Below are 23,314 nucleotides of genomic sequence, written 5' to 3' on the forward strand. Positions count from 1 at the left end.
TATCCTAGAATGAAATCCCCCAAATAACCTTGACTGGTGCATGGAAAAAGCCCTTGAAAAGTAAGAACTCTCCCTCGGTGAAACATCCCCTCAAGCGCCTCATCCGCTACGGGCGCAAATATCGTCCTTTAATGTGGCAAGCGGGGATTTGTTCTGTTCTCAATAAACTCTTTGATCTCGCTCCCCCCCTCCTGATTGGGATGGCGGTGGATGTTGTGGTAGAGCAACAGAACTCTCTACTGGCTCGATGGGGCTTGGAGGATATTTTCAGTCAATTATTGATTTTATCGGTCTTAACGTTCATTATTTGGGGCTTAGAATCCATCTTTGAATACGCCTATGACCGACTGTGGCGCAATTTAGCCCAAAATGTTCAGCATGACCTCCGCTTAGATGGCTACAGTCACTTACAGGATTTAGAATTGTCCTTTTTTGAGGAACGCAGCACCGGGGGACTCCTCGCTATCATCAATGATGATATTAACCAGTTAGAGCGATTTCTGGATATTGGGGCCAACGAGATTCTACAAATCACAACTACCGTTATTGCGATTAGTGTGGGTTTTTTGATTCTCGCTCCTACTGTGGCTTGGATGACTATGATCCCCATTCCGGTGATTGTCTGGGGGTCGATTGTCTTCCAGAATAAACTCTCGCCCTATTATGCCCAAGTGCGGGAACAGGTGAGTTTACTCAGCGCTCGTCTGTCTAATAATTTAAGCGGCATTACCACGATTAAAAGCTTTACCACTGAGGTCTACGAAATCCAACGACTGGCGACGGAAAGTGAGGCCTATCGTCAAAGTAATTATCGGGCGATCGCACTGAGCGCCGCTTTTGTCCCTCTAATTCGCTTTGCCATTCTCTTTGGCTTTACGGCAACGCTTCTCATTGGGGGAGTCCAAGCGGCCGAAGGACAGTTAGCGGTGGGAACTTATAGTGTCCTAGTGTTCATGACTCAGCGTTTACTCTGGCCTCTCACCGGATTAGGGAAAACTCTCGATCAATACCAGCGTGCGATGGCCTCTACCCAGCGCGTGATGAATCTCCTTGATACCCCCATCCTCATTCACTCTGGGCATTTATACTTAGACCACGTTCAAGGGGCGATTGAACTAAAAAACGTTAATTTTGCCTATGGGAATGGGGTAGAAGTGATTAAAAACCTTTCTCTGCATATCCCGGCGGGTCAAACCATTGGCATTGCTGGTTCTACGGGATCGGGCAAAAGTACCCTAGTGAAATTACTGTTACGCCTCTATGAAATCCAACAGGGAACGATTACCTTAGATGGGGTGGATTTGCGGGATATTCAACTGCACAGTTTACGACAGGCGATCGCCTGGGTGAGCCAAGATGTCTTTCTCTTTCATGGCACTGTGGGGGACAATATCGCCTATGGTAGCCCGGAAGCCAGCCCAGAGGAGATCACCCACGCCGCGAAACTCGCCGAAGCTCACGAGTTTATTCTAGAACTCCCCCAAGGCTATGAAACCATTGTGGGGGAACGGGGACAAAAGCTCTCCGGGGGACAACGACAACGGATTGCGATCGCCCGTGCCATCTTGAAAAACCCTCCCGTCCTCATCCTCGATGAAGCCACCTCCGCCGTCGATAACGAAACCGAAGCCGCCATCAGTCGCTCCCTAGAGCATATCACCCAAAACCGAACCACCATTGCGATCGCTCATCGTCTCTCTACCATCCGTCACGCCGACTGCATCTATGTCATGGAACAAGGCCAAATCGTCGAACAAGGCACCCATGAAACTCTACTCGCCCAACAAGGCGTATATGCCAACCTTTGGCAAGTCCAAACCGGAAGCAAACCCGCCTAACCTCGCCCTCTTTTACCGTTACAAATATTCATCATGATTCCCGTTAATTCACGGAAACTTTACAGACATTTTGCGTAATTTTATGTAGACTTGATCAATCAGGTGGATACTACCTCAGTAATATCTAGGAATACCATTCACCATCCCGAGGGTTTAATTATGGATAAATTACTCAGCAGACTTTCAACCAGCCTCTGTATTGCCACAGGAGTGATACTCACCTCCTCCGTGATGCTGCCAGCAGAGGCCTTCACCATTACACAAACCACCGACACAGCAGGGAATCCAGCACAGCCTCTGTGGACTGTGGGCATGACTCAAGATGATGTGGGTGGCAGTTTCATGACCAATTGGTTACTACCCGCTAGTCCTAGTGACCCCTATGAGACTCTCACTCAAGACCTGAGTGCTAGTGCCACTTACACCCTGAGTGCTTTTACTAACACCTACATGGACTTAACCATTAGTCTGAGCAACACCACCATACTCAGCCAACTCAGCAATGCTAACATTATGAGCTTTGGCTTTGGGGTTGATCCCAATGCAACAGGGGTAAGTTTCCTAACCGAGGGAAACGTATTTGATGATGTGAGACTCAACAGCAACCCTAACTTTACAGGCGGTTTCAAAAACATTGATATTTGCGTCTACGCGGCTCAAAACTGTGCAGGAGGCAAAATCAATCAAGGTCTAGTTGCCGGAGCAACAGACACCTTTAGCCTACGGATTTTTGGGGACTTTTCCACAGGAACCGCCAGTTTAGGTAGCTCTTCTGCCACTCTCTCCGACTTCCCCATCAAATTCCAAACCTCAGCCGGAAGTTATCAGTTAGCGGGTTCTGGTCATGTGGAAGAAGTTCCCGAACCTCTCACCATCTTAGGTACAGGATTAGCCTTAGCCTTTGGTGCAGGTCTGAAAAAAGAATACGACAAACGGAAAAAAAGTCTAGAAGCTTAACCCGGGTTAAGAACATCTACCCCCAAAATCGTCGGAACAGGGAACAGGGGGGTCGGGAAAATCCGGTTGTGTCCAATCGTGAATAGTCCGTAAATAATGTTGTCCAATTTGTGGAACGCTATATATGGGACTTGACAAAATGCACACAAGCCTGACTTGTTAAGGTTGCCTATTACCGATTACCGATTACCTATTACCTATTCCCCGTTCCCTGTTCCCTAGAGTAATGAAGCTTGAGCATAAAAACCGCCTGAATTATATTTACATTCCCCAATATTGGTTATTAGGGATTACCACAGGTTTAGTCGCCATCTATGGTCAATTAGTTTGGTGGAGTGATGACGCTAATCTTATCTCCTCTGTTCTATTATTCTTTGGGGTGATAGGTTATCTGGTTTATCAAAAACGGCACAGTCTTCAGCTAACCAGTAGTCCCTTAGCAACCCTGCTAGGCCTTCTCCTACTCGGCTTATTTTTACTCTGGACACATCTCCCCGCTAATGTATCCTTAAACCCTCGGTTTTTACCTGTTCTCCCTCTGTTTTTGGGTGGGGGATTAATATTAATCGCTTCCGGCTTTAAAGGCTTAAAACAATATCTTCCAGAACTAACTATACTAGCCGTTTTAGGTCTTCCCTATTTAGTGCTTTATTACGTTATTAATTTATCCGCTATCACCGCTAATTTTAGTGCCTTTTTGCTTTGGTATACTGGCTTTGATGTGTCCCATGTTGGGAGTTTTTTAATACTCCCGGAAGCTACCGTTAATGTACGGGAAGGCTGTTCCGGTGCGGAAGGGATTGCCCATTTATTAGGTCTTGGGGTTTTATTTTTAATCATGTTCCCTCAAAGTCACGGGAAAAAAGCCCTTTTACTGGTTTTCTCGTTTCTTTTAGGGTTTGTCATGAATAGTCTGCGCGTCGTTCTCATGATCATGTTGGTCGCTGGAGGAGATGGAGAGGCTTTTTACTACTGGCATGAAGGGGATGGCTCCTTAATTTTCTCGCTCATTTCTGTGACGTTTCTTGCTGGATTTTGTTTTTGGTTACTGCAAGAACCTAAATCGGAAAAACCTGATTCTCCCAGTTTATCCTAATACCCAATCTTGACAAATTAAGACCCAAAGTTAGAAGTCAAGGGAACAGGAAGGGGGAGTCGGGGAATTAATAATTATTCTCTCTTGCTTATGTGTTAATGTTGATAGCGGCGTTTTCATCCCTATTTAAAACACACCCACATTTACACTGATGGGTTCTAGTCGATAGAGATTTTTTAACAGTTTCACCACAATTTGAACAGTTTTGGCTTGTATAGTTCGGTGCGACAGCATAGGATATCTTCCGCGCAACGGGTTAAGTCGATTTTGTTTTGTTCGGTTAAAGTGGGGACGGGGAAGGTGTTCCAGCCAAGGGTGTTGGAGTAAGAAAAATCGGTTCTCATGCGGACGCAAACGGTGCCTATCCAGACCCAATGGAGGCGGGAGGCAATGAGCGCCATATTCCACAGGGGGGCATCGTAGAGGGCAAAGTTGCGATCGCCGATTATTGTTCCCCCTTGGACTAATCCAACGGGTAAAAACTCACGATTTTCTGAACTTACACGCGGAACAACTAAGGCATTCCCGCAAGTAATCCAATTATCATTTTTTAGGGGCAAAAACTCCAATAACGCCAACTGTAGCCTCCGATGCAATACATCACATTGAAACTCCGCAATAATCAACGCTAACCGGGCAATTTCTGCGGCAAAATGACGAATTTCTACCCCCCGAAAATTGGTTAACGGAATCTCAGAACTGCGATCTGCTTCTCCCCGCCGACGGTTAATTTCCGCCTCAATTTTCCGCATTTCGCGCCCCTACACGGACTCTCGACAAACCTTTGTTAATTCCCCGCTTCCGGTAACAAACTCATGGTTTCTAAGTCCAACACTTGGGCTAACTCCGCTTCTCCCATTAAGCCCCGTTCTAGCACAATTTGCCGTAGGGATTTCCCGGTTTCGAGGGATTCTTTGGCCACCGCGGCCGCGTTTAAGTAGCCAATATGGGGATTTAAAGCCGTCACTAAGGCTAAACTTCCTTCAGCATAGGCTAAACAGCGCTCCTCTTTGGCTTCAATGCCCTGTAAACATTTCTCACTTAATGCCTTGATAGCATTGCCTAAAATCTCGATACTCTGAATCAAGTTATAGGCAATTAAGGGCATCATGACGTTTAATTCTAATTGTCCCGCTTGGGCGGCAAAGGTGATGGCTGTATCGTAGCCAATGACTTGGAAACAGACCATTGAGATCATTTCCGCCATAACTGGATTATATTTCCCCGGCATGATGGAGGAGCCAGGTTGTACGGGGGGGAGTTGAATCTCTTTAAATCCGGTTTTGGGGCCCGAGTCCATTAAGCGCAAATCATGGGAGATTTTGATCACATCTTGGGCGAGATTGCGTAGGGTACCAGAAACGGCGACAAAGGGGGCCATACTCTGCATGGCGGCCATGAGGTGGGGGGCACTGTGTAGGGGTTGATCAATGAGGTCTGAGAGTAATTCGGCGACGCGGAAACGATAGTCGGGATGGGTGTTTAAGCCTGTTCCGGCGGCGCTTCCTCCTAAGCCTAACACGCACAAATCCTCGGCGGCCAGTTTAACCCGTCGGCTGTGATCGGCTAAAATTCTCGCCCAAGCGCGGAAACTTTCCCCCAGTCGCACGGGTACGGCATCCTGTAGGTGAGTCCTGCCGGATTTGACGACATCTTGGAAGGCGATCGCTTTTTCATTGAGGGCGGCAATGGCTTGATCTAAGGCCGGATACAAGCTATGGGCGAGGGCGAGTAAGCCCCCAATGCGAATGGCTGTAGGGATCACGTCGTTGGTAGACTGCCCATAATTGACATGATCGTTGGGGCTAATACGCTGATAATTGCCTTTACTGTCGCCCAATATTTCTAGGGCGCGGTTGGCTAAGACTTCGTTAATATTCATGTGGTGGGAGGTGCCGGCCCCGGCTTGGTAAACATCCACCACAAACTGATCCCGTAAGTTCCCCTGTAGAATCTCCTCGGCCGCTTGGACAATGGCCTGACTAATTTCGGGGGGGATGCAGCCTAATTCTGCGTTGGCGATGGCGGTAGCTTTTTTAATTAGTAAACAAGCGTCTACATAGGTGGGGAGGGGTTTTAGTCCGCTGATGGGGAAGTTTTCCACGGCCCGTAAGGTTTGAATGCCATAGTAGACGGTACTGGGAATTTGACGTTCTCCCATTGAGTCGCGTTCAATCCGGTAGTCACTCATCACACACTCCTGTTGTGTTTTCCTCTATTATCGGCCTTCGCAACGGTTGATGATCTGACGGTACACTCCCATCATCTGTTGTGCGATCGCCTGCCAACTATACTCCGACTGGGCTAAATTCCGGGCATTTACCCCCCGTTGTTTTAAGCTTTCAGGGTTCCCTAGCGCCGCTTTCAAGCCCTGATAAACCGACTCTACCTCACAAGTTGTCACCCAGCCCGCTTTTGCGCCTTCTATGGCCTCCCAGATATGGACTTGATCGGAAATTAAAACCGGAGTTCCGGCTAACATCGCCTCGGCTACTGCAATGCCGAAATTTTCGTAGTAGGAGGGGAGGACAAATAAATCCGCATCTTGCAGTAAGGCTAACTTATCCACACCCCCCACAAACCCCGTGATAGTGCTAGTTTCGGCTAAATGGAACGAGTGAAGGCGATCGCGCACATCCTGTTCAAACTCTGGATCTTGAGGATTTGCCCCCGCTAAGACAAAATGAAACTCAATCCCCTCCGCCTGCAACTTCGCCAACGCCGGAAATAATAAATCAAAACCCTTCTTCGGATCCAAACGGGACATAAACAAAATTAACGGCTTTTCCCTCGGAATTCCCCAATCCTGACGCGCCTTTCCTCCCTTCGGTAACTCCCCCTTTAACTCCACCCCCAACGGGATAACAATATCTTTGGTTTTCACCCCAAACCGTTCCGAAATCTTCGCCTCCTGTTCACTCGTAAAATGCACCCCCGCCGCCCCCGCCAGATTGGGTTTTTCTAACCAATGGCCGTATAACTTTTTAACCTGTTTTTTCTTCCGTAAATCCGCCGGATCTAACGTTCCCAACGGCCGTAAAATATAGGGCAACCCCTGCCACCGTGCCACCGTTGCCGCCGTCGTACTCACCGGAGAAAATAAGGCATGAATATGAGCCAGATCATACTCTTTCCCCTGCTTCCTTAACCAATTTAACAACCCCAACGAAAACTTATAACGGCGGAAAGGAGAACAGCGAAAATAACGGATAGAATAGCCATCCTCAAACATCGGTTCATCCAACGGCACATCTAAGGGCGGTTGTCCCACATCCCCATTAGAATTGGTTGTAATAATCTCCACCTCTACCCCTTCTTTCGCCAACGCCGCCGATAATCCCCGCACCATCTGACTTGGCCCCCCATACACCAAAGAAACCGAGGGAATAATCTGTAAAATCTTCATAGGTTTGGATGTCCTTGCCACCATAATATCATTCCTAAAACACTAAGAAACCTTCATCCCTTGCCCAACTAAACGAATCAGCTTTTCTGGAGAATCTTGATAAAACGCCCTTAATCGGGGCAAACTATAAGCATCCTGAAAAGGCCACAACCGGAAAAACTGATTATTGTATAAATACCCCGATTTGTAATACTTCCCCGTCAAGCGTCTCACTGTGAAACTAGCATCATTAAAAGGATAGGCAAAATGCAGCCCAGCATCCTCTTGTTCCAAACACTCTTGAATAGCAACTTGAGATTTCTTTAACTCCACCTCTAACGCTTCCTTGCCCAGTTTCGTCAGCCTAACATGACTCCACCCGTGAGACTGGATATCAAAAAAACCCTCCTCATAACCTACCCGCATTTGCTCACAGCTTAAATACTTGCTTGAGTTCAAACCCGGGCTAACAAATAACACAACCTTAACTTTAGTCTCATAAATCTGCTCTAATTTTTTCAACAAAGGTAATAAAATCTCATACATTGAGATATAACCATCATCAAACGTTAATAAAACAGGTTGACGATTACGATAGACTTCAGGAATGGTTTCTGTTTGATTCAGAAAATATTTATCTAGGGAATCTGTGTCCAAAAACCAATAATCATGGGTCACTAAATAAACTAAGAACTCCTCCAACTCATTAACATCATAGTCAATATAGGAAGGGGAATCATAAGGAGGCGCAATGACATTATGAAAGCCAAAAACCGGAATTTTAGGCAGTGCTAAAAAGCCCCCTATGGTTACAGCTAAAAGCACGCCAAAGAAAACCAACACCCATTTTCCCTGACGGATTAATCCCTTAAGATTCATGACAAATCATCTCATAAAATTTAAGTTGTTCCTGAGCAATAGCATGATTTGTATATTTCTCCATTGCCCGATCATAACCCTTCTGCCCCAACTCCGCCCGTAACTCTTCGGAGATTAAAACCTTCTCTAAACAATCTTTAAGCCCCTCAACATTGCCCTCCCGAAAAACTAACCCCGCCTCCCCAATCACATAGGGAATTTCCCCCGAATCCGAACCAATCACAGGCACTTTACAAGCCATTGCCTCAATTAAAACATGACCAAACTGTTCCTTCCACCCCGCCGCCGTCAGGGTTTTAAACTTATACGTTGTTTCCGAAGGCAACACCAACGTATCCATCACATTAATATAATTTGTCACCTCATCATGGGGAACACTTTCCACCATAATTAAGCGCTCCCCAATACCCGCCTCCTGTGCCTTTTCTTGAATCGTTGCCTGTAAAACCCCTCGCCCCAAGAGCAAGAATTTCCAATCATATTTTTTTAATTCTGTCAAGGCTTTTAATAAGGTTAAAATGCCCTTTTCTTCCACAAATCGCCCCACAAAACCAATCACCACCTCCCCCGGTTTAATCCCCAGTTTTTCCTTTAACTCTGGTTGGGGTTTTGGGGCAAATAAGCCCTCATCCACCCCTAACTGGGGTAATACCTTAATCGCCTTAGTATAGCCGTGATCTCGCAGGATATCCGCCCCATCTTGATTCCCCACAATTGCCCCATCCGTGTTGCTGAGATTATACTTTTCCAGTAACGAAACGGGGAATTTATTGGTATAGGGTAAATTCCACCAAGTAAAGAAACAATTTTTCGCCTTCAGCCCCAACACCTTATTCAGGGTAATCAATTCAGCATAACCGATAGATTTTGTCCCTTGTTCCACTTGAATAATTTGGGGTTTAAATGATTTGAGAATCCCGACAATTTCCGGCTTAAAGCTCAAAATCCCCTGATTATTTGCGCTAAAATTCCCCACCGGAACAAGTTTAAAATTGCCTTCTGTTTTGGCTTCCGGTTCAATAATTTTATTCTGCACTCCACCCGGTCGCCAACGCTTCGGCACAATGACCATCACCTCTAGACTGGGGTCTAAACTAGCCAAAACTCGTAATTTTTCACAGTTTAAATCAACAATGTAGGTATGACTTGCAACTAAAATTCTCATCGCCAAAAGGGGTAAAATTCCAGAAAAAATAACTCAAAAATGCTCCGACTGTGAGCTAACCAAAAAGCACCCTTTAATCTGTTAGGAGGACATAGGGATTCATTTACTGACCAATCACTTCAGGATTAAGCGGTGTTTCCTTGGGGGGAGAAATTACCCAAGGGTCTTGGCGGGAGTAAATTTGTCCCTTGTCCCAAATCGACTTAATGCGAGTTTTAACCGCATCCAAAAAACCGAGAGTGTAAAAAATCCCTCGACTAACAATTTTTAGCGGTGAACCACTTTTATTACAGGGGGGATTTCCTAAGACATGACAATCAAATAATTTGGCATATAACCGCAATTGTTGCCCGAGGGTTAAATTCTTTTGTGCCATCAAAAAGTGATTGTGGTAGAATGTGATTTGATATTTTAGCGATCGCGTGGCAATATCATGACAGCCTCCCGTTTCCTCCCCCAAATGGACTAAATGCGCCTCCGGGTCGTACCAAATCTGATAGCCTGTTCTGCGTAAACGGAGACAAAAATCCGACTCTTCCCGCACCGCAGACCCGCGAAAACGCTCATCAAACCATACCCCATGCTGGGTGAAAATCTCCCGACGATAGGACATATTGCATCCCCGCGCCGAAATCACCCGTTGCGCCTTCGTCGTGTGGACTAAATCAATGTGATACCAAGCAATACCGGGGTCCATCGCTTCCGGGGGTAAATCTTCAATGGTCAACTCCCCCCCAGAATCCCCCAACTTCATGCGGTCAAACACCCGCCCCGCCACAGCCCCCACTTCCGGCCTTGTATAATTGCGCACATGGGCTGTTAAATAGCCCTTTTCCATGCGGATATCATCATCAATAAATACCACAATCTCCCCCGTGCAGCGTCTGACGGCATAATTGCGCGCCCCCGGCAAACTCGCCCAAGTCAGACGAAACCATTGGATTTTCCCCCCATCGGCCCAGGATTGGAGGAAATCCTGCACCTCTGGGGTATGGGTTGGGGTTTGGTCTACCACCAAGATTTCAAAATTTGGATAATCTTGTTGCAGAACATCCTGTAGGGTGTCAATTAACGGGGTTTCCCGGTTATAAGTTGGGATGACAACTGAAACTTTAGGAGAGTTCATAGGAATTTGATCTGGTTTCTTAACCAAGATTCTAACCTAATGAAGAGCCAGACATACAAACTTAATAAAATTATCGTAACAACGAGGGTTAAACTTAAACCCCCTAGGGTTGTTAAATTAATCTGACTGCGCCAAAAGCGAAACCAAACAAAAAATAAGGGTTGATGGATTAGATAAATTTGATAAGACTGTTGACCTAAGATAGAGAAAAGTTTCATAACTGGATTCATCAATGGCTTTTGTCCCAAGGTTTTACATAACCAATAACTACCTAAGAAGAAAAAGGGGCTAAATGTGATATTAAAACCCAACATATAGAAAACTTCCCTACCTAGGGCAGCTTGCCATCCATAAAGGGTAATTCCTACACCCAATAGAATAAGAGTTAAACACCAATCCATCGCCCTAAATTTTTGTTGCCGACTATAGATAAATCCCCAATATATTCCTAAGCAAGCCTCGAAGAGATAGCTGCCAATAAAATGGTGTTGCCAGAAAAAACCATGCCAGTAAGACTGAGTTGGCACAATCCACCAACACAAGACTTTTACCACAAGTCCCGCAAGTAGCCCAAACCCTAAAATCCGTTCAAAGCGATATTGAGTAAGTGTAAACAACAGAGGAACAATTAGATAAAATTGAAGAATCACTGAAAAAAACCAAAATCCCGGGTTAATCTGTTGATATAACCTATATCCGGGGAATCCTAGGATAATCCTCAAAAAATCTAAGCCAGATTGTAGTTTTATTTCTCCCCAAATAAAAGTTATGATCAGCGTAACAACAATAGATAGCCAGTAGGTGATATATAAACGGGTTAGTCGTTTTTTTAACCAACTAATCCAGTTTATGTTATCTTTATTAATCATTTTAACTAAGGATAAACTCACATTTACCCCAGCTAAAACAAAAAATAAATCAACGGCCGCAAACCCAATCCTAGCGCCGTTTCTATCGAGCAACGAGACTAAATGGGTTCGTTCAGGATAGTTTTGAAAAAAATGGAATAAGCAAATTCCTAAAATGGCTAATCCTTTTGCTTGGTCAACCCATTCAATTCTCTGGTTAGACTCATGATGTTTGAGCATCTTTCAAAAATCTCTCTTTTTTTCGTTTTTCAGCTTGTAAAAGTAATTCAAGTTCCTGTTCCTGTAATGCTTTTAACCTCGCTCTTTCTTCTTTGTCAATAATGGGAGCTTTGATCACAATTCCTGCAAAAAACCAATAATAAACGCAGACTGGATCTGTATCTAAAGGATACCAGTAGGGAAAGATTGTGATAATTAGTATAAATACCCAAAGACTAGAGCCAAAACTTCGGATAACAGGATCTTTACAGGCTCGATAGGATTTGAATGTGACCCAAGCTAGAGTAAAGAGGAAAAACATATAGGCAAAAAGTCCAATCCAACCCATTTCATAGAGTATTTTAGGATGATAGGTTTCGACTAATTCAGCATGACCAAAAACGCGAGTTGAATTAGTTGCTTTACCCATCCCGCGACCGAGAAAACCTCGCTGTTGCGTAATAGCCCAATGAAATTGTTCTTCAATAAATTCGTGAGGGGGAGAAGCTTCAGCACGGCCTTGAAAGCTTTCAATCCGTTCTTCGACGAGTTCAGGATTCAGTGTTATGGCAATACTTAAAACAATGGCTAACCCGACTCCAATTGGTAAGAATTTTTTAATTTGTGCTACTTGTCCTGTCAAAATTAATAAAATAACGGTAACAACGGGTACTAATGCAAGAGCAATTCTTTGACCAGAAATAACCGAATTAACAAACACTAAAGCCATTGAGAGCAGACCAATTATTTTCCAAATAACTGAGGGATCGGAAAAAGCTGTTGTGAAGGAAATGGCACTATTAGAAATTAAAAACCATGCCCAGTGCCAAGGGGATGGGAGAGTACCGGGTAGGCGAATTTGCGCTTGCTGAGGACTATAAGTTAATGAGCCTCCAATTAAACATTTAGCATCAATACTAGCCTTGAATAAATCTGCGCCTACTGCATTCCGTGTCCCTTCACAAATGCCTAAATAAAGCATCATATATTGCACGACTCCTAAACCACAACAAACAATAGCTAAGATGACATGAAGACGACCAACCCAGAGTAGTTCTTTTTTATTTGTTACTAAATAGTAGGTGCAGAAAATAAGCGGCACATAACCGAGTAAAACTTTAATGCCTAAAATTCCTTGGGCAAAGGGAATCCCATCTCGACAAACCATCCCTTGTCCCCCTCTGGGTAAACTATGACAGGGAGGGCTGAACTGCATAGAACCATTGACTACTAATAAGGTTAAAATAGAACAAACAAACACAAATAATAAAGGTTTAACTAATTCTTTGGAGACAAAAATAGATTTTTTTTCTTTTCTCGATGCCTGAATTAACCCTAATAAAGCAGGCATATAGAAGGCATCTTTGGCTAGTGCAAATATGGCATTTCCTCCCATAATTTGATACTGAACTGTGCCACTAAAGGGGGTATAAATCACAAAAAACCACAGGGCAGCACGGGGATAGACGTAGCAAACATAAAGGGTGGGAATTCCTGCCCCCATCACTAATCCTAGCTTTGGCTCAAGAATAAATGATAAGGGAACGCCAAAAATGATAAAACAAGCTACACTAATGCCAATGGTTTTCATTAGTTTGTCTTTGGCTTGTTTGGCTTTACGTTTTTGGGCGGCTTTTTCTTTGGGATCGAGAATAATTTGACTGGCTGGCTTTTTGCCTTTCTTTTGCTGGGGCTTTTTCTTCTTTTTGGCTTTCTGTTTGGGCATAGTCCAGAAGGAGGGAATAATTCTTTCCCAGTATAGCCTTGTCTTTTTCGGTTGGTGTTTGGTCGTTCACAGTTCGTACATTTGCTGGAGGTAGCGAAACTGACTGAGGGCTTCTGGGGCGTTGTCGGCAAGTTGGGCAAATTCGAGGAAACGGACTAATTCTTTTTTTAGTAGGTTGCGCTCTACTTCCCAGGTGTCTCGTTCGAGTTGGGGGGGGAGTACAATCATGTCGAAGAGGGTGGCTTGTTGTTTGCTGGGGTGAGGCCGTAAAATGCGCCCGCGACGTTGGATGAATTGGCGGGGATTGCCTGTGCTGGCGAGGATGACGGCGTGTTGGATGGCGGGGATGTCTACGCCTTCGTCGAGGCAACGAATGGCGACTAAGCCCTGAAGTTCGCCTTGTTCAAATTGTTGACGGATTTTTTCTCGTTCGGTGAGGGGGGTTTCTGCGGTGTAGGTGTTGACGCGATAGCCGAGTTGGTGGCCGAGGAGACGGGTGACGGCGGCGATTTGACGGCGATCGCATTGAGAAATTCCCTGTACTGAACCATCTCCACAATAAAATAGGGTGTGGCTGGTGTGCAAACGATTGGCCATTAAGGTCTGTAAGGCTTTTAGTTTATTACTGGCGGCCCCAATTAAGCGCGATCGCTGCATCAACAAAGAAGTCAACCGTTGTGAATTGTTCCGAGACTCCCCCTCCCCTAATACCCAGCCAATCCGCTTGGTTAACTTCGCATAGGCCCAAGCCTCCCCTTCCGTCAGTTCCACAAATAGCGGATAGTAATGGTAACGGACTAAAGCCCCCTGTTGAATGGCATCGGCAAGGCTGAATTCCGGCTCAAGAACCCCCCCAAAGTAACTAAAAAGGCATTCTGTCCCAAAATCATCAAAATAGCGTTCTGGCGTGGCAGAGAGGGCAAGGCGTAAACCAATGGTGCGGGGGAGACTGTCCTCAATTTGGGGAGAACCGAGATGATGGGCTTCATCCCCCACGATGAGGGTTTTGGGGGGGAAATACTTGACCTGAGACTGGAATCCGGGGCTGATTAGGGTGGCGTTGGTAGTCAGGAGGGTTAAAAAGGGTTGAGTCCCCACGCGGATATTGTACAGTTGGTTGGCCAGTTGGTTTTGCCACTGATGAACGGTTTCAAAAGCCAGAATCGGCTGTAGGTTGAACTTTTCCCCTTCTTTCGCCCATTGGGTGACGAGGTGACGGTAGGGACAAAGGACGATTAAAACTTGTAGCTGGATTTGTTGATAGAGTTCCGTGGCAATGGCTAAAGCGGTGATGGTTTTGCCGCTTCCGGTGGCCATTTTTAGGGTTCCCCGACCTCGATTCTCAAACCAAGAGGCGATCGCCTGCCGTTGATAATCCCGTAACACCAAATCCCTCGGCATCCGAGGAACCCCCAGCCCCCCCGTCTGTCCCCCCACCTCATAGGCCGCGCTTTTCTCTCTCACCCCCGCCGGAAAACGATACCGTTGGGCAAGGGCTTCCCAATCAATCTCACACAGGAACCCAGAAGACTTTTCTTCCGGGAAGTTGGGTAGAGGGGAGACTCGATAGCTCATGGTGATGAACAGTCAACAAATAGTGATCCATCCCGAGTTTACCTGATTCCTTTTTTGGTGAAATTTACTATAATTAAAGAAACCTTAACATTCATAATTCCCAAACGAGAGCCACCGTGTTTACAACCCTTAGCCCCACCCGTCCAGCCCTGCCTAATGACCTATTCAGTGCCATCAACGACCTGAAACGGGAGTTAAACGCCGTGATCTTGGCGCACTATTACCAAGATGCCGATATTCAAGACATTGCCGATTATTTAGGGGATTCCTTGGGACTCTCCCGACAGGCCGCCCAAACCAATGCGGAGGTTATTGTCTTTGCGGGGGTTCACTTCATGGCAGAAACAGCCAAAATCCTCAATCCCGATAAACTGGTGTTACTCCCTGACCTCAATGCAGGTTGTTCCTTAGCCGATAGTTGCCCCGCGCCAGAATTTGCCCAATTTAAAGCTCAATACCCCGATCATTTAGTGATCTCATATATCAACTGTTCCGCCGAGATTAAAGCCCTCAGTGATATTATTTGCACCAGTTCCAACGCGGTGAAAATTGTCCAGCAAATCCCCCGAGATCAACCCATTATCTTTGCACCAGACCGAAATTTAGGCCGTTATGTGATGGAACAAACGGGGCGGGAGATGGTGCTATGGCAGGGCAGTTGTATTGTCCATGAGACATTTTCCGAGAAAAAAATGGTGCAGTTGAAGATGGAACACCCCCAAGCAGAAATCATTGCGCACCCGGAATGTGAACCGCCGGTCCTGCGCCATGCCGATTATATCGGCTCAACGACGGCACTTTTGAACTATTGCCAAGAGAGTGGAGCAGATACCTTTATTGTGGCCACAGAACCGGGGATTATTCACCAAATGGAGAAACACGCCCCCCAGAAAACCTTTATTCCGGTGCCTGGGATGAATAACTGTGCTTGTAATGAATGCCCCCACATGAGGCTGAATACCCTAGAAAAACTCTATTGGGCGATGAAAAATCGTGAACCGGAGCTTATTTTACCTGAATCTACTCGGGTGGCAGCCTTGCGTCCCATTCAACGAATGTTAGAGATGAGTCAATAGGGGCGTAGTTCACCGCAACCATTGCGGATCTAACCCCGGTGTGAGGCGTTCTGGGGGGATTAATTCGGCACTGTCGGGGTTTTCAATTAAATCCGGGAGGGTGAGCAACCACAAATTCCCCGAGGCAATGGCTCGATCTTGATTTCTCCGGTTTTGCTCTTGGGGCTCCCGTTCTGAGGAAACTTGATCAAACAATAAATTACGACCATCGGGCGAAATACTAATCTTAGCGTTGGGATCATTCGCTAAGGCCACTAAGGGAATATCTGTCGAAGTCTCTAAATCAATCAGGGTGAGAAAAATTTGTTCTTGAGTTTGGTTAGAGTCGAGGGGTTCCGTGCGAATACAATACAAAAGCTCTTGCTGACGCGGTTCAAAGGCACAATCTAAAATCTGGCCGCGGGTGGAGAGAATTTCCTGTTCCGTTTGATTCGGCCCCAAAGCCACCAAAGACTGGGTTAAATCCCGATTATCCCGCACCAACAACAAGCGGGGGGAGGACTCCTGAGAAAACCCCAAAACCCGGATATAGTCCGGGAAAAACCGCCACGCTTCGCCGTCGGGAGTCACGGAAATGAGGTTTACCCCTTGACGTTGTGCGATCGCCACCATGCGACCATCAGGAGACACCCGAAAGGAACTCCCCTGCATCCCCAAAGGTCGGGGATTCTCCCCATCAGGCACCACCCACAACCCCTGATCCGAAGGATTGCGACGATTGATCCGCTCAATCACCATCGTCTCCCCTTGGGTCGCCAGATCAAAGTTAAGATTTTGGTAATCCGCCGCGTCTAAAATACGGGTCAAACGACCGTAGGCTGAAACATTTCCCCCTTCCTGATAATTCAACCCCGTCGTCACTTTATAGACCTGTTGCGCCGCTACCCCTTGATCCGTTGCCCGATCATAGGCGGAAAAAGTGATGAACTTCCCACTGGGGTGGGGGCGAAAATTGGTCACAATCAGATCCGGCGGCGTGAGGATAAACTTGCGCGCTTGGGTCACATTGTAGAGAACTAAGCGCCCCCGTTCATTCCCCTCCACCCCTAAATAAGCAAAGGCTAAATCTCGAGTTCTGACCTGAGCCGTAAAGGATCTTAACTCCTGAGCCGTCCGATTGGGGTCTAGGGGACGCTCCAAGGCCCCGTTAAGCTCGATTTTGTACTCTGTACCGTAGAGAGGGAGATCCGTCAGGGTATAGGCGAATCGGCGCCCCTGATGGCTCATTTTCCCCGGCAACTCCGGGGTAATGGTCAGATTTTTCCGCACTGTTTCCCAGTCCATTGGGCGATTAAAGGTCAATGTAAAGGCCTCATCTTCTAACCCTAGGATGCGATTCTCCCAGCTAAACTCAACCACCCGAGGACTGTTCCGACTCCCCACCACTAAAATCACACCCAACAACACCGTAAACAAACCAATCACCCCCCAGGCCGCTCGGTCAAGGGGAGTTAGAGAACGTTGGGACAAAAAGCCAAGCTTAAACTTCATCGATAGTGGGCGCGCCAAAACTCATACCAATTTAATTGGAGTGGTGTTTAAAAGGGGGATTTTCGGGAGTCGGGAGTCAGGAATCGGTGTAGGGGCGCAATGCTTGCGCCCTAGGGAGTCGGGAGTCGGGAGTCGGGAATCGGGAGTCGGGAGTCGGGAGTCGGGAATCGGGAGTCGGGAGTCGGGAGTCGGGAAACTCTCCCCCCCTGTTCCCTGTTCCCTGTTCCCTGTTCCCTGAAGAGAGGGAATAATTATCAATTCTCCCCTGCTCCCCCTCTCCCCCTGTTCCCCGTTCCCTAGTCCAAAGAGAGAAACCCTGAACCCCTTTAACTCGCCACAGTAACCGGATTTTGACTAGCCGCCGCCGCTTCTTGTTCGGCTCGTAAACGGCTTTCTTCCGCCAAAAATTGCTCCAGTTGAGATTCAATATTGCGTTTCACTTCCTCACGATACTCTAAGAAATGCTCAATTTGCGCGCAAACCCCCAAATAACTAGCCACTCCACCCCGATTGTGAATGAACATCTGCACTAAATACACCCAGAACAGAAAACGGGTTTTACGCACAATCCCTTGTCTCCAACAAAGAATCAACAGGGCATTTAAAGACCGTAAATCCAGAGGTTTTTTCGCTTTAGGTTTCCCCTTCATCTTACGACGACGTTCGGCATGACAAGGCGCGGTGCCTAAAATGCGATAGTGGCGATAGGTTCGATTTAAGAACTGAATGGGATCATACAGTTCCATAAAGCCATTCACATACTCCCGGGCAATTTCTTCCAGAGGACGAGTCGGCACAAAATTCATTAAGGTAGTTTGGTTAATATTCCCTACCGCACTCAATAAACGACCCTCCCGTTCTAAGCGATGCCAGAGTGCTGTATCCGGTAGGGCTTGTAACATACTATAAATCGCCGTGGGAATGGTGGTTTTTTCCACAAAGTCCACAATGCGCTGACCTGCGCCGCTTTTCTCCCCGTCAAAGCCGATAATAAATCCAGCCATGACCCGTAAGCCAGAACTAATGATCTTGTGGACAGACTCACTCAGGGGATCTCGGGTATTCTGAAACTTCTTGGTGACTTCTAAGCTATTCTCATCAGGGGTTTCAATCCCGAGGAACACAGCCCCAAAACCCGCGGCCGTCATCAAGTCCATCAGTTCTTGATCATTGGCTAAATCCACGGAGGCTTCAGTGTCAAAGGAGAAGGGATAACCCCGTTCTTCCATCCAGGGTCCTAATTCCCGTAGTAGACGCTTCACATTGCGCTTGTTGCCAATGAAATTATCATCCACCATGAAAATTCCCCGCCGCCAACCTAATTCATAGAGACGGTCGAGTTCTGCAATTAATTGTTCCGGTTCTTTGGTGCGAGGTTTGCGACCGTATAACACAATGATGTCGCAGAATTCACACTGGAAGGGACAACCGCGAGAGAATTGGATGGCCATTTCTGAATAGGCGTCAAAATCCAAGAGGTCAAAGCGGGGAATGGGGGTCAAGGTCACGGAGGGTTTTTCTGTGGCGCGGAATTTGCCGCTTTCTTCGCCCCGTTCCACGGCTTCGACAAACAGGGGTAGGGTAATTTCACCCTCATCTAGCACTAAATAATCGGCGCCGACGGCTTCGATTTCGTGGGAGAGTGCGGTGGCATAGGGGCCTCCGACGGCTACTTTTTTCCCCCGTCGTTTGGCTTCTTGAACTTGGACGAGGAGATCATCTTTTTGGACAATCATCCCGGATAACAGGACTAATTCCGCCCAATCCCAATCCGCTTCGGTTATTTCTCCTACGTTGCGATCGCGCAAACGAAATTCCCACGTTTGGGGTAAAATCGCCGCCACCGTCGCCAGTCCAAGGGGCGGTAGCATCGCCTTCCGACCCACCAACTCTAGGGTTTTTTCAAAAGACCAGAAACTTTTCGGGAACAGAGGATAAATCAGTAGAACGCGCATAGAACTTCCTTGCCTCACACAGTTATGGGTGATCTTAACGTATTCTTGCCGCTACCTTGATATCTCTATCAATGGATAGATACCCCCCAGTCTCCCTCCGCCCCCGCTCAAAAATTGTTCCCTTCCTCTCTTTATATTTCTGTAACACGATTGTAGTATATTTACTAGGGGACAAAAAAACATCTAAACCCTTTCATGAGGCTTTATCAAGCCGGAACGGAGGCCGATGTCGCCCCTAATTCATCACAGCGCCTTGCTCGACAAAATACTGTCGCATTTCCTCTGTTAGCCCAACGAGGTGGCTAACTTGAGCCGCTTTTAAAATGGCGCTGTGCCATGTAGTGTTACTAATATTCGCTTCGGCTAGATTTGCTTGAGTGAAATTCGCCCCCACCAAATTGGCTAAAGCTAAACTGGCGCGGTGTAAGTCTGCACCTGTTAAGTCACTATCACTCAAATAAGCCCCACTTAAATCCGCCCCGCTTAAATTAGCCCCCCGTAAGTCGGCCTCACTCATGTCAATATCATTTAACTCGGCCCCCCGTAAGTTAATTCCCCTCAATTGCGCCCCACTTAAATCTACGCCATTGAGTTGGGTGGCTAAGAAGTTCCCCCCAGCAAAATCTGTTAGGGGATTGAGTGCCACTAACTCCGCTAATGGCAGAATGTGATCGGTGTTAGCGCTTAAGATGGTTTGGCGGTAATGGTCTAATTTATTTAGGGCTTCGGGGGTGGGGGTATCTGCCCAGTGTTCTGCTAGGAAACGAGCTAGCACCCGCTCTAAAATGGCGTGTTTGTTGGGGCTAATATCGTGTCGCCAGAGGTTTTCCGCATCGGTGAGGGTGATTTGACTGGGGGCGGGGGTAAAACGAAGGGTAAGGGCTGGGATATTGGGAGGAAAATGGCCTAGGGGGTAGGGCTGGCTGGTGCCTTGGAGGATGGCGTAATAGGGTTGACTGGAGCAGATCCACTGAAGGGGAGAACTGTTTTCAACAAAGGTTATGGAGAGGGCAACGGATAGCTTTTCTTCGCCCTGTTGGAGAGCTAGTGGGGAGGGGGCTGGGCTAGGGGGGGTGCGATCGCCTTCTAGAACTACAATCCCGCCTTTAATGCCAAATCTGACCCGACCATTGAGTAACTCTGTCCACTGTTGACCAAAGGTTAGTTTAACTCCTAATTCCCTTTTAGTGGGCGATTCCCCAGTGGTGGCTAGGGGGAGGAGTGCTAAATTAACCGCGTCGGGATAGGGATTGTGGAACTCTAAGGCGGGAAGATTCGACATAGGAATTGCTTCGGATCAAAATGTAGAGCAACGCTGTTACCATAGCATATCCGGGGGAGTGGGGAATAGGGAATAGGCAAGAGTGATTAGTGAGTCAGGAATCGGGATATAGAGGGCATTGATAATAGATGATTGATAATTGATGATTATTGCCGTTTGCCTATTGACGAGCTTTCGCCCTACGTTCGGCTATTTTTTTGTCATACAGAATCCATTCTTTCACGCTCATCCTTTGCACCTGATCCAGTCGATCCATTGCCCATATATTATATTGAAAATCTAGCTCACAGCCTAACCACCTACGCCCTAATTGTTCTGCTGTAACTAACGTTGTGCCAGACCCGGAAAATGGGTCAACTACCGTGTCTCCTGCTTGGGATGAAGCTAGAATAAATTTTCTTAATAAAGCTTCCGGCTTTTGGGTAGGATGAGGGGTTGATTCATTCATCCCATTACAAGTAGTGGGAATTTCAATAACATCTTTAGGTTTTGCTCCTTTCGGATGAGGTTGCCAAACATCTTGACCCTTTTTTTCTTGATGATATTGACTGGTTTTTGCTTGAGGGTGAGAGGGATATTTTAAAGTATGCGTTCCATAGAGGATGCGAATATCATCAATATTTAAACGAACCTTTGGGGTTTTGCGGAAATGCAAGATACTTTCATGGGATCTTCCCCAATCATGACCTAAATTAGCTTTATTTTTATAGTGCCAGACCAGCCATCGGCATGATTTAAAAAATTTCATGCTGGGATGTTTGAGATCCGCTAATATCTCGGAAAAACCACAGACATACAAAGTCCCCTGTTTTTTTAAAATTCGTGCGGCTTGTTCAATCCATTTTAAAGACCAGTCAATATATTGTTCTTGACTGGCAAAATTATCCCAGTGGGCTTTTTTTAGATTGTAGGGAGGATCGGCAAAAATTAAGTCAATGGATTCCGACTCTAGAGAGGATAACCAATCAATAGCATCTCCCTGATAGAGTTTGCCGTGGGGATGATCAAAGTGGAGACGATAGTTTTGAGGACTGGCATGAATAGATAGTCTTTGACCAACTATCTCAGAAGCAATCATGTCCCTCCCTCTAAGCTTATCAGGTCTAACAGGATGGGAATGGTCGCCAGAAGACAAACTGAGCGATCGCGAATCCTTGTTAGAAGGAGTAAGAGAATCCGTCATTTTTGTGGATAATGAGTTAACAATCGCGCCTAGGCGGGTTCGTGACTATTAACGCTATATCTTAACAATTCACAACTAACAATGTCTCAAAATTGGCATCTTGTAAACCAATAATTTCCCCCCCTAAATGTAACACTTGCTCAAGGGCGGCCAAGGCGGTGGCGGTGATTTCTTCCCCCGGCATTAAGAGGGGAATTCCGGGAGGATAACAACAGATGGACTCGCCACAGATGCGGCCAATGGTTTGGGCGATGGGGAGGGCTATTTTGGGACGAAAGAAGGCCTCCCTTGGGGTGAGACGGGGGGGAGGAAGGGGTGAGGGTAAAATCAGGGGAGGGGAGGGGTCTTGGGGGGGGAAGGTGGCGCTTAAATACTCTAGACCGGAGATTAAGGCCTCAATATCTTGGGGGGTGTTGCCGAAGGTGAGGATGAAGGTGAGGGATTTTTCTAGGGGTAATTCTGGGATAACGCCAAGCTGTTGGAGGATTTCGTCGGCTTCAAAGCCAGTGAGGGCGAGGTGTTGGAGGAAGACGGTTAAACGGGTGCGATCGCGCCATTGATAGCCCGGACGTGGCACAGTTGGCCAGTCTACACGATTCAGACTGGGTAACGTGGCAATAGCGGCCTCGGCTTGGGCGGCTAAGGCTAAGGTTTCAGTTAACAACGCTTCCCCCTCGGTAGCCATCTGATAGGTGGCACTCTCTAAGGAGGCCAAGAGTAGGGAATTGGGACTGGTAGACTGAACTAATCTTAGGGCATGATTTAAACGGGCGCGGTCAAGGCGGGGGCCTTGGACATGAACCATGGAGGCCTGACTCAAGGCCCCTAAGACCTTGTGGGTGGATTGCACCGTGAGATCCGCCCCAAGGGATAAGGCGGAGGGGGGTAAGTCGGGATGGAAGGCAAAATGAGCGCCGTGGGCTTCGTCTACCAGGAGGGGAACACCGTAATGATGGGTGATGTTGGCGATCGCTTCCAAATCCCCCCCAATGCCCTGATAGGTCGGATAGACCACCAAAACAGCTTTTATATCGGAATACTCCCCTAACGCCCCCTCCACGGCTTCAGGAGTGACCCCATAGGCAACATCTCGCCCGGGGTCATACTCCGGCTGAATGAACACAGGCATTGCTCCCGAAAGGATTAAACCGTGGAGGGCAGACTGATGCACATTGCGGGGAAGCAGCAGGCGTTCCCCTTCCCCACAAGTGGCTAAAATCGCCGCTAAAATGCCCCCAGTAGACCCATTGACCAAAAAAAACGTTTCCTGTGCGCCAAAGGTCTGGGCGGCTAGGTGTTGGGTTTTGGCGATCGCCCCCGTCGTCCCAAACAAATTCCCCACCTCGGGCAACTCCGGAAAATCCGCCCGTCCCACCTCCTCCCCCAACCACTCCCGCCAAGGCGCACCCATCCCCCGCCCCAATTTATGACCGGGCGCATAAAAGGGCGCGTGGGGATGTTGGCCGAGGTGTTTCAGTTGCCGAATTAGGGGAAAATCCATTTGATTTGGGGC

The 23,314-nt window shown here is 47.1% G+C and carries 19 protein-coding genes and 2 pseudogenes; 6 read left to right on the top strand and 15 right to left on the bottom strand.

What is annotated here, in order from left to right; genetic code table 11:
- The first annotated feature begins 131 nt into the window (after positions 1 to 131).
- The 3 genes from SPI9445_RS0111560 (at position 132) to crtA (ending at position 3,891) form a co-directional block, all read left to right on the top strand.
- Complete coding sequence (locus tag SPI9445_RS0111560; protein WP_083883600.1) at positions 132 to 1,838, top strand: ABC transporter ATP-binding protein; 1,707 nt, start codon at positions 132 to 134, stop codon at positions 1,836 to 1,838.
- 159 nt (positions 1,839 to 1,997) lie between these two features.
- Entirely contained in the window at positions 1,998 to 2,795 is a 798-nt protein-coding gene (locus SPI9445_RS0111565) for a cistern family PEP-CTERM protein (protein WP_052646633.1), read from the top strand.
- A gap of 226 nt (positions 2,796 to 3,021) precedes the next feature.
- Positions 3,022 to 3,891: a cyanoexosortase A gene (gene crtA / locus SPI9445_RS0111570; protein ID WP_017304910.1), complete on the top strand. Its 870-nt coding sequence runs from the start codon at positions 3,022 to 3,024 to the stop codon at positions 3,889 to 3,891.
- Positions 3,892 to 3,988: 97 nt separating this feature from the next.
- On the opposite strand, the pseudogene SPI9445_RS28475 reads toward crtA, so the two are convergent.
- The 10 genes and pseudogenes from SPI9445_RS28475 to SPI9445_RS0111615 form a co-directional block, all read right to left on the bottom strand.
- Positions 3,989 to 4,135 (bottom strand): annotated as a pseudogene (locus SPI9445_RS28475) (zinc ribbon domain-containing protein); the annotation flags it as partial.
- Positions 4,095 to 4,649: pseudogene (locus tag SPI9445_RS29220) on the bottom strand (type IIL restriction-modification enzyme MmeI); the annotation flags it as partial. The pseudogenes SPI9445_RS28475 and SPI9445_RS29220, both read right to left, overlap by 41 nt.
- Positions 4,650 to 4,678: 29 nt before the next feature.
- A complete protein-coding gene (locus SPI9445_RS0111580) occupies positions 4,679 to 6,082 on the bottom strand; it encodes an aspartate ammonia-lyase (protein WP_017304912.1) in 1,404 nt (467 codons plus the stop codon).
- 27 nt (positions 6,083 to 6,109) lie between these two features.
- Entirely contained in the window at positions 6,110 to 7,297 is a 1,188-nt protein-coding gene (gene hpsP, locus SPI9445_RS0111585; protein ID WP_017304913.1) for a hormogonium polysaccharide biosynthesis glycosyltransferase HpsP, read from the bottom strand.
- A gap of 42 nt (positions 7,298 to 7,339) precedes the next feature.
- Positions 7,340 to 8,155 (bottom strand): polysaccharide deacetylase family protein, encoded by an 816-nt coding sequence (locus SPI9445_RS25245; protein ID WP_017304914.1) that lies wholly within the window; start codon positions 8,153 to 8,155, stop codon positions 7,340 to 7,342.
- Entirely contained in the window at positions 8,145 to 9,320 is a 1,176-nt protein-coding gene (gene hpsO, locus SPI9445_RS0111595; RefSeq protein WP_017304915.1) for a hormogonium polysaccharide biosynthesis glycosyltransferase HpsO, read from the bottom strand. The genes SPI9445_RS25245 and hpsO overlap by 11 nt, the downstream gene beginning before the upstream one ends.
- A 103-nt stretch (positions 9,321 to 9,423) precedes the next feature.
- Positions 9,424 to 10,446: a hormogonium polysaccharide biosynthesis glycosyltransferase HpsN gene (gene hpsN, locus SPI9445_RS0111600; protein WP_017304916.1), complete on the bottom strand. Its 1,023-nt coding sequence runs from the start codon at positions 10,444 to 10,446 to the stop codon at positions 9,424 to 9,426.
- Positions 10,443 to 11,534: an acyltransferase family protein gene (locus SPI9445_RS0111605; protein WP_017304917.1), complete on the bottom strand. Its 1,092-nt coding sequence runs from the start codon at positions 11,532 to 11,534 to the stop codon at positions 10,443 to 10,445. Before SPI9445_RS0111605 ends, hpsN begins: the two co-directional genes overlap by 4 nt.
- Complete coding sequence (hpsL, locus tag SPI9445_RS0111610) at positions 11,518 to 13,239, bottom strand: hormogonium polysaccharide biosynthesis protein HpsL (RefSeq protein WP_017304918.1); 1,722 nt, start codon at positions 13,237 to 13,239, stop codon at positions 11,518 to 11,520. The genes SPI9445_RS0111605 and hpsL overlap by 17 nt, the downstream gene beginning before the upstream one ends.
- A gap of 66 nt (positions 13,240 to 13,305) precedes the next feature.
- Positions 13,306 to 14,814, bottom strand: coding sequence for a DNA phosphorothioation system restriction enzyme (locus SPI9445_RS0111615; protein WP_017304919.1), 1,509 nt, complete (start codon positions 14,812 to 14,814; stop codon positions 13,306 to 13,308).
- A gap of 116 nt (positions 14,815 to 14,930) precedes the next feature.
- Between SPI9445_RS0111615 and nadA the strand changes: the two genes are divergently transcribed.
- Complete coding sequence (nadA, locus tag SPI9445_RS0111620; RefSeq protein WP_017304920.1) at positions 14,931 to 15,890, top strand: quinolinate synthase NadA; 960 nt, start codon at positions 14,931 to 14,933, stop codon at positions 15,888 to 15,890.
- Between the two features lie 9 nt (positions 15,891 to 15,899).
- Here nadA and SPI9445_RS0111625 read toward each other — a convergent pair whose 3' ends face one another.
- The gene (locus SPI9445_RS0111625; RefSeq protein WP_017304921.1) at positions 15,900 to 17,381 is read right to left on the bottom strand and encodes a TolB-like translocation protein; all 1,482 of its coding nucleotides are present in this window, start codon (positions 17,379 to 17,381) and stop codon (positions 15,900 to 15,902) included.
- 40 nt (positions 17,382 to 17,421) lie between these two features.
- Between SPI9445_RS0111625 and SPI9445_RS28485 the strand changes: the two genes are divergently transcribed.
- Positions 17,422 to 17,619: an AraC family transcriptional regulator gene (locus tag SPI9445_RS28485; protein WP_237747955.1), complete on the top strand. Its 198-nt coding sequence runs from the start codon at positions 17,422 to 17,424 to the stop codon at positions 17,617 to 17,619.
- 88 nt (positions 17,620 to 17,707) lie between these two features.
- Here the strand turns inward: SPI9445_RS28485 and SPI9445_RS0111630 are convergent, their stop codons facing one another.
- The 3 genes from SPI9445_RS0111630 to SPI9445_RS0111640 form a co-directional block, all read right to left on the bottom strand.
- Positions 17,708 to 19,336, bottom strand: coding sequence for a B12-binding domain-containing radical SAM protein (locus SPI9445_RS0111630; RefSeq protein WP_017304922.1), 1,629 nt, complete (start codon positions 19,334 to 19,336; stop codon positions 17,708 to 17,710).
- A 235-nt stretch (positions 19,337 to 19,571) separates the two neighbouring features.
- On the bottom strand, positions 19,572 to 20,618 hold the full coding sequence (locus tag SPI9445_RS0111635) for a pentapeptide repeat-containing protein (RefSeq protein WP_017304923.1): 1,047 nt from the start codon (positions 20,616 to 20,618) through the stop codon (positions 19,572 to 19,574).
- A gap of 160 nt (positions 20,619 to 20,778) precedes the next feature.
- The gene (locus tag SPI9445_RS0111640) at positions 20,779 to 21,696 is read right to left on the bottom strand and encodes a DNA-methyltransferase (RefSeq protein WP_017304924.1); all 918 of its coding nucleotides are present in this window, start codon (positions 21,694 to 21,696) and stop codon (positions 20,779 to 20,781) included.
- Here SPI9445_RS0111640 and SPI9445_RS30520 point away from each other — a divergent pair.
- Entirely contained in the window at positions 21,695 to 21,853 is a 159-nt protein-coding gene (locus tag SPI9445_RS30520; RefSeq protein ID WP_164674512.1) for a hypothetical protein, read from the top strand. The genes SPI9445_RS0111640 and SPI9445_RS30520 overlap by 2 nt on opposite strands.
- 9 nt (positions 21,854 to 21,862) lie before the next feature.
- Here the strand turns inward: SPI9445_RS30520 and SPI9445_RS0111645 are convergent, their stop codons facing one another.
- The gene (locus tag SPI9445_RS0111645) at positions 21,863 to 23,302 is read right to left on the bottom strand and encodes an aminotransferase class I/II-fold pyridoxal phosphate-dependent enzyme (RefSeq protein ID WP_017304925.1); all 1,440 of its coding nucleotides are present in this window, start codon (positions 23,300 to 23,302) and stop codon (positions 21,863 to 21,865) included.
- Between the last annotated feature and the right edge of the window lie 12 nt (positions 23,303 to 23,314).

This window comes from Spirulina subsalsa PCC 9445, from assembly GCF_000314005.1.
Taxonomy (GTDB): domain Bacteria; phylum Cyanobacteriota; class Cyanobacteriia; order Cyanobacteriales; family Spirulinaceae; genus Spirulina_A; species Spirulina_A subsalsa.

Excerpts from the sequence above, each read along its gene's own strand:
- SPI9445_RS0111560 (WP_083883600.1), top strand. The coding sequence starts at position 132 with ATGTGGCAAGCGGGGATTTGTTCTGTTCTCAATAAACTCTTTGATCTC.
- SPI9445_RS0111565 (WP_052646633.1), top strand. The coding sequence starts at position 1,998 with ATGGATAAATTACTCAGCAGACTTTCAACCAGCCTCTGTATTGCCACA.
- crtA (WP_017304910.1), top strand. The coding sequence starts at position 3,022 with ATGAAGCTTGAGCATAAAAACCGCCTGAATTATATTTACATTCCCCAA.
- SPI9445_RS0111580 (WP_017304912.1), bottom strand. The coding sequence starts at position 6,082 with ATGAGTGACTACCGGATTGAACGCGACTCAATGGGAGAACGTCAAATT.
- hpsP (WP_017304913.1), bottom strand. The coding sequence starts at position 7,297 with ATGAAGATTTTACAGATTATTCCCTCGGTTTCTTTGGTGTATGGGGGG.
- SPI9445_RS25245 (WP_017304914.1), bottom strand. The coding sequence starts at position 8,155 with ATGAATCTTAAGGGATTAATCCGTCAGGGAAAATGGGTGTTGGTTTTC.
- hpsO (WP_017304915.1), bottom strand. The coding sequence starts at position 9,320 with ATGAGAATTTTAGTTGCAAGTCATACCTACATTGTTGATTTAAACTGT.
- hpsN (WP_017304916.1), bottom strand. The coding sequence starts at position 10,446 with ATGAACTCTCCTAAAGTTTCAGTTGTCATCCCAACTTATAACCGGGAA.
- SPI9445_RS0111605 (WP_017304917.1), bottom strand. The coding sequence starts at position 11,534 with ATGCTCAAACATCATGAGTCTAACCAGAGAATTGAATGGGTTGACCAA.
- hpsL (WP_017304918.1), bottom strand. The coding sequence starts at position 13,239 with ATGCCCAAACAGAAAGCCAAAAAGAAGAAAAAGCCCCAGCAAAAGAAA.
- SPI9445_RS0111615 (WP_017304919.1), bottom strand. The coding sequence starts at position 14,814 with ATGAGCTATCGAGTCTCCCCTCTACCCAACTTCCCGGAAGAAAAGTCT.
- SPI9445_RS0111625 (WP_017304921.1), bottom strand. The coding sequence starts at position 17,381 with ATGAAGTTTAAGCTTGGCTTTTTGTCCCAACGTTCTCTAACTCCCCTT.
- SPI9445_RS0111630 (WP_017304922.1), bottom strand. The coding sequence starts at position 19,336 with ATGCGCGTTCTACTGATTTATCCTCTGTTCCCGAAAAGTTTCTGGTCT.
- SPI9445_RS0111635 (WP_017304923.1), bottom strand. The coding sequence starts at position 20,618 with ATGTCGAATCTTCCCGCCTTAGAGTTCCACAATCCCTATCCCGACGCG.
- SPI9445_RS30520 (WP_164674512.1), top strand. The coding sequence starts at position 21,695 with ATGTCCCTCCCTCTAAGCTTATCAGGTCTAACAGGATGGGAATGGTCG.
- SPI9445_RS0111640 (WP_017304924.1), bottom strand. The coding sequence starts at position 21,696 with ATGATTGCTTCTGAGATAGTTGGTCAAAGACTATCTATTCATGCCAGT.
- SPI9445_RS0111645 (WP_017304925.1), bottom strand. The coding sequence starts at position 23,302 with ATGGATTTTCCCCTAATTCGGCAACTGAAACACCTCGGCCAACATCCC.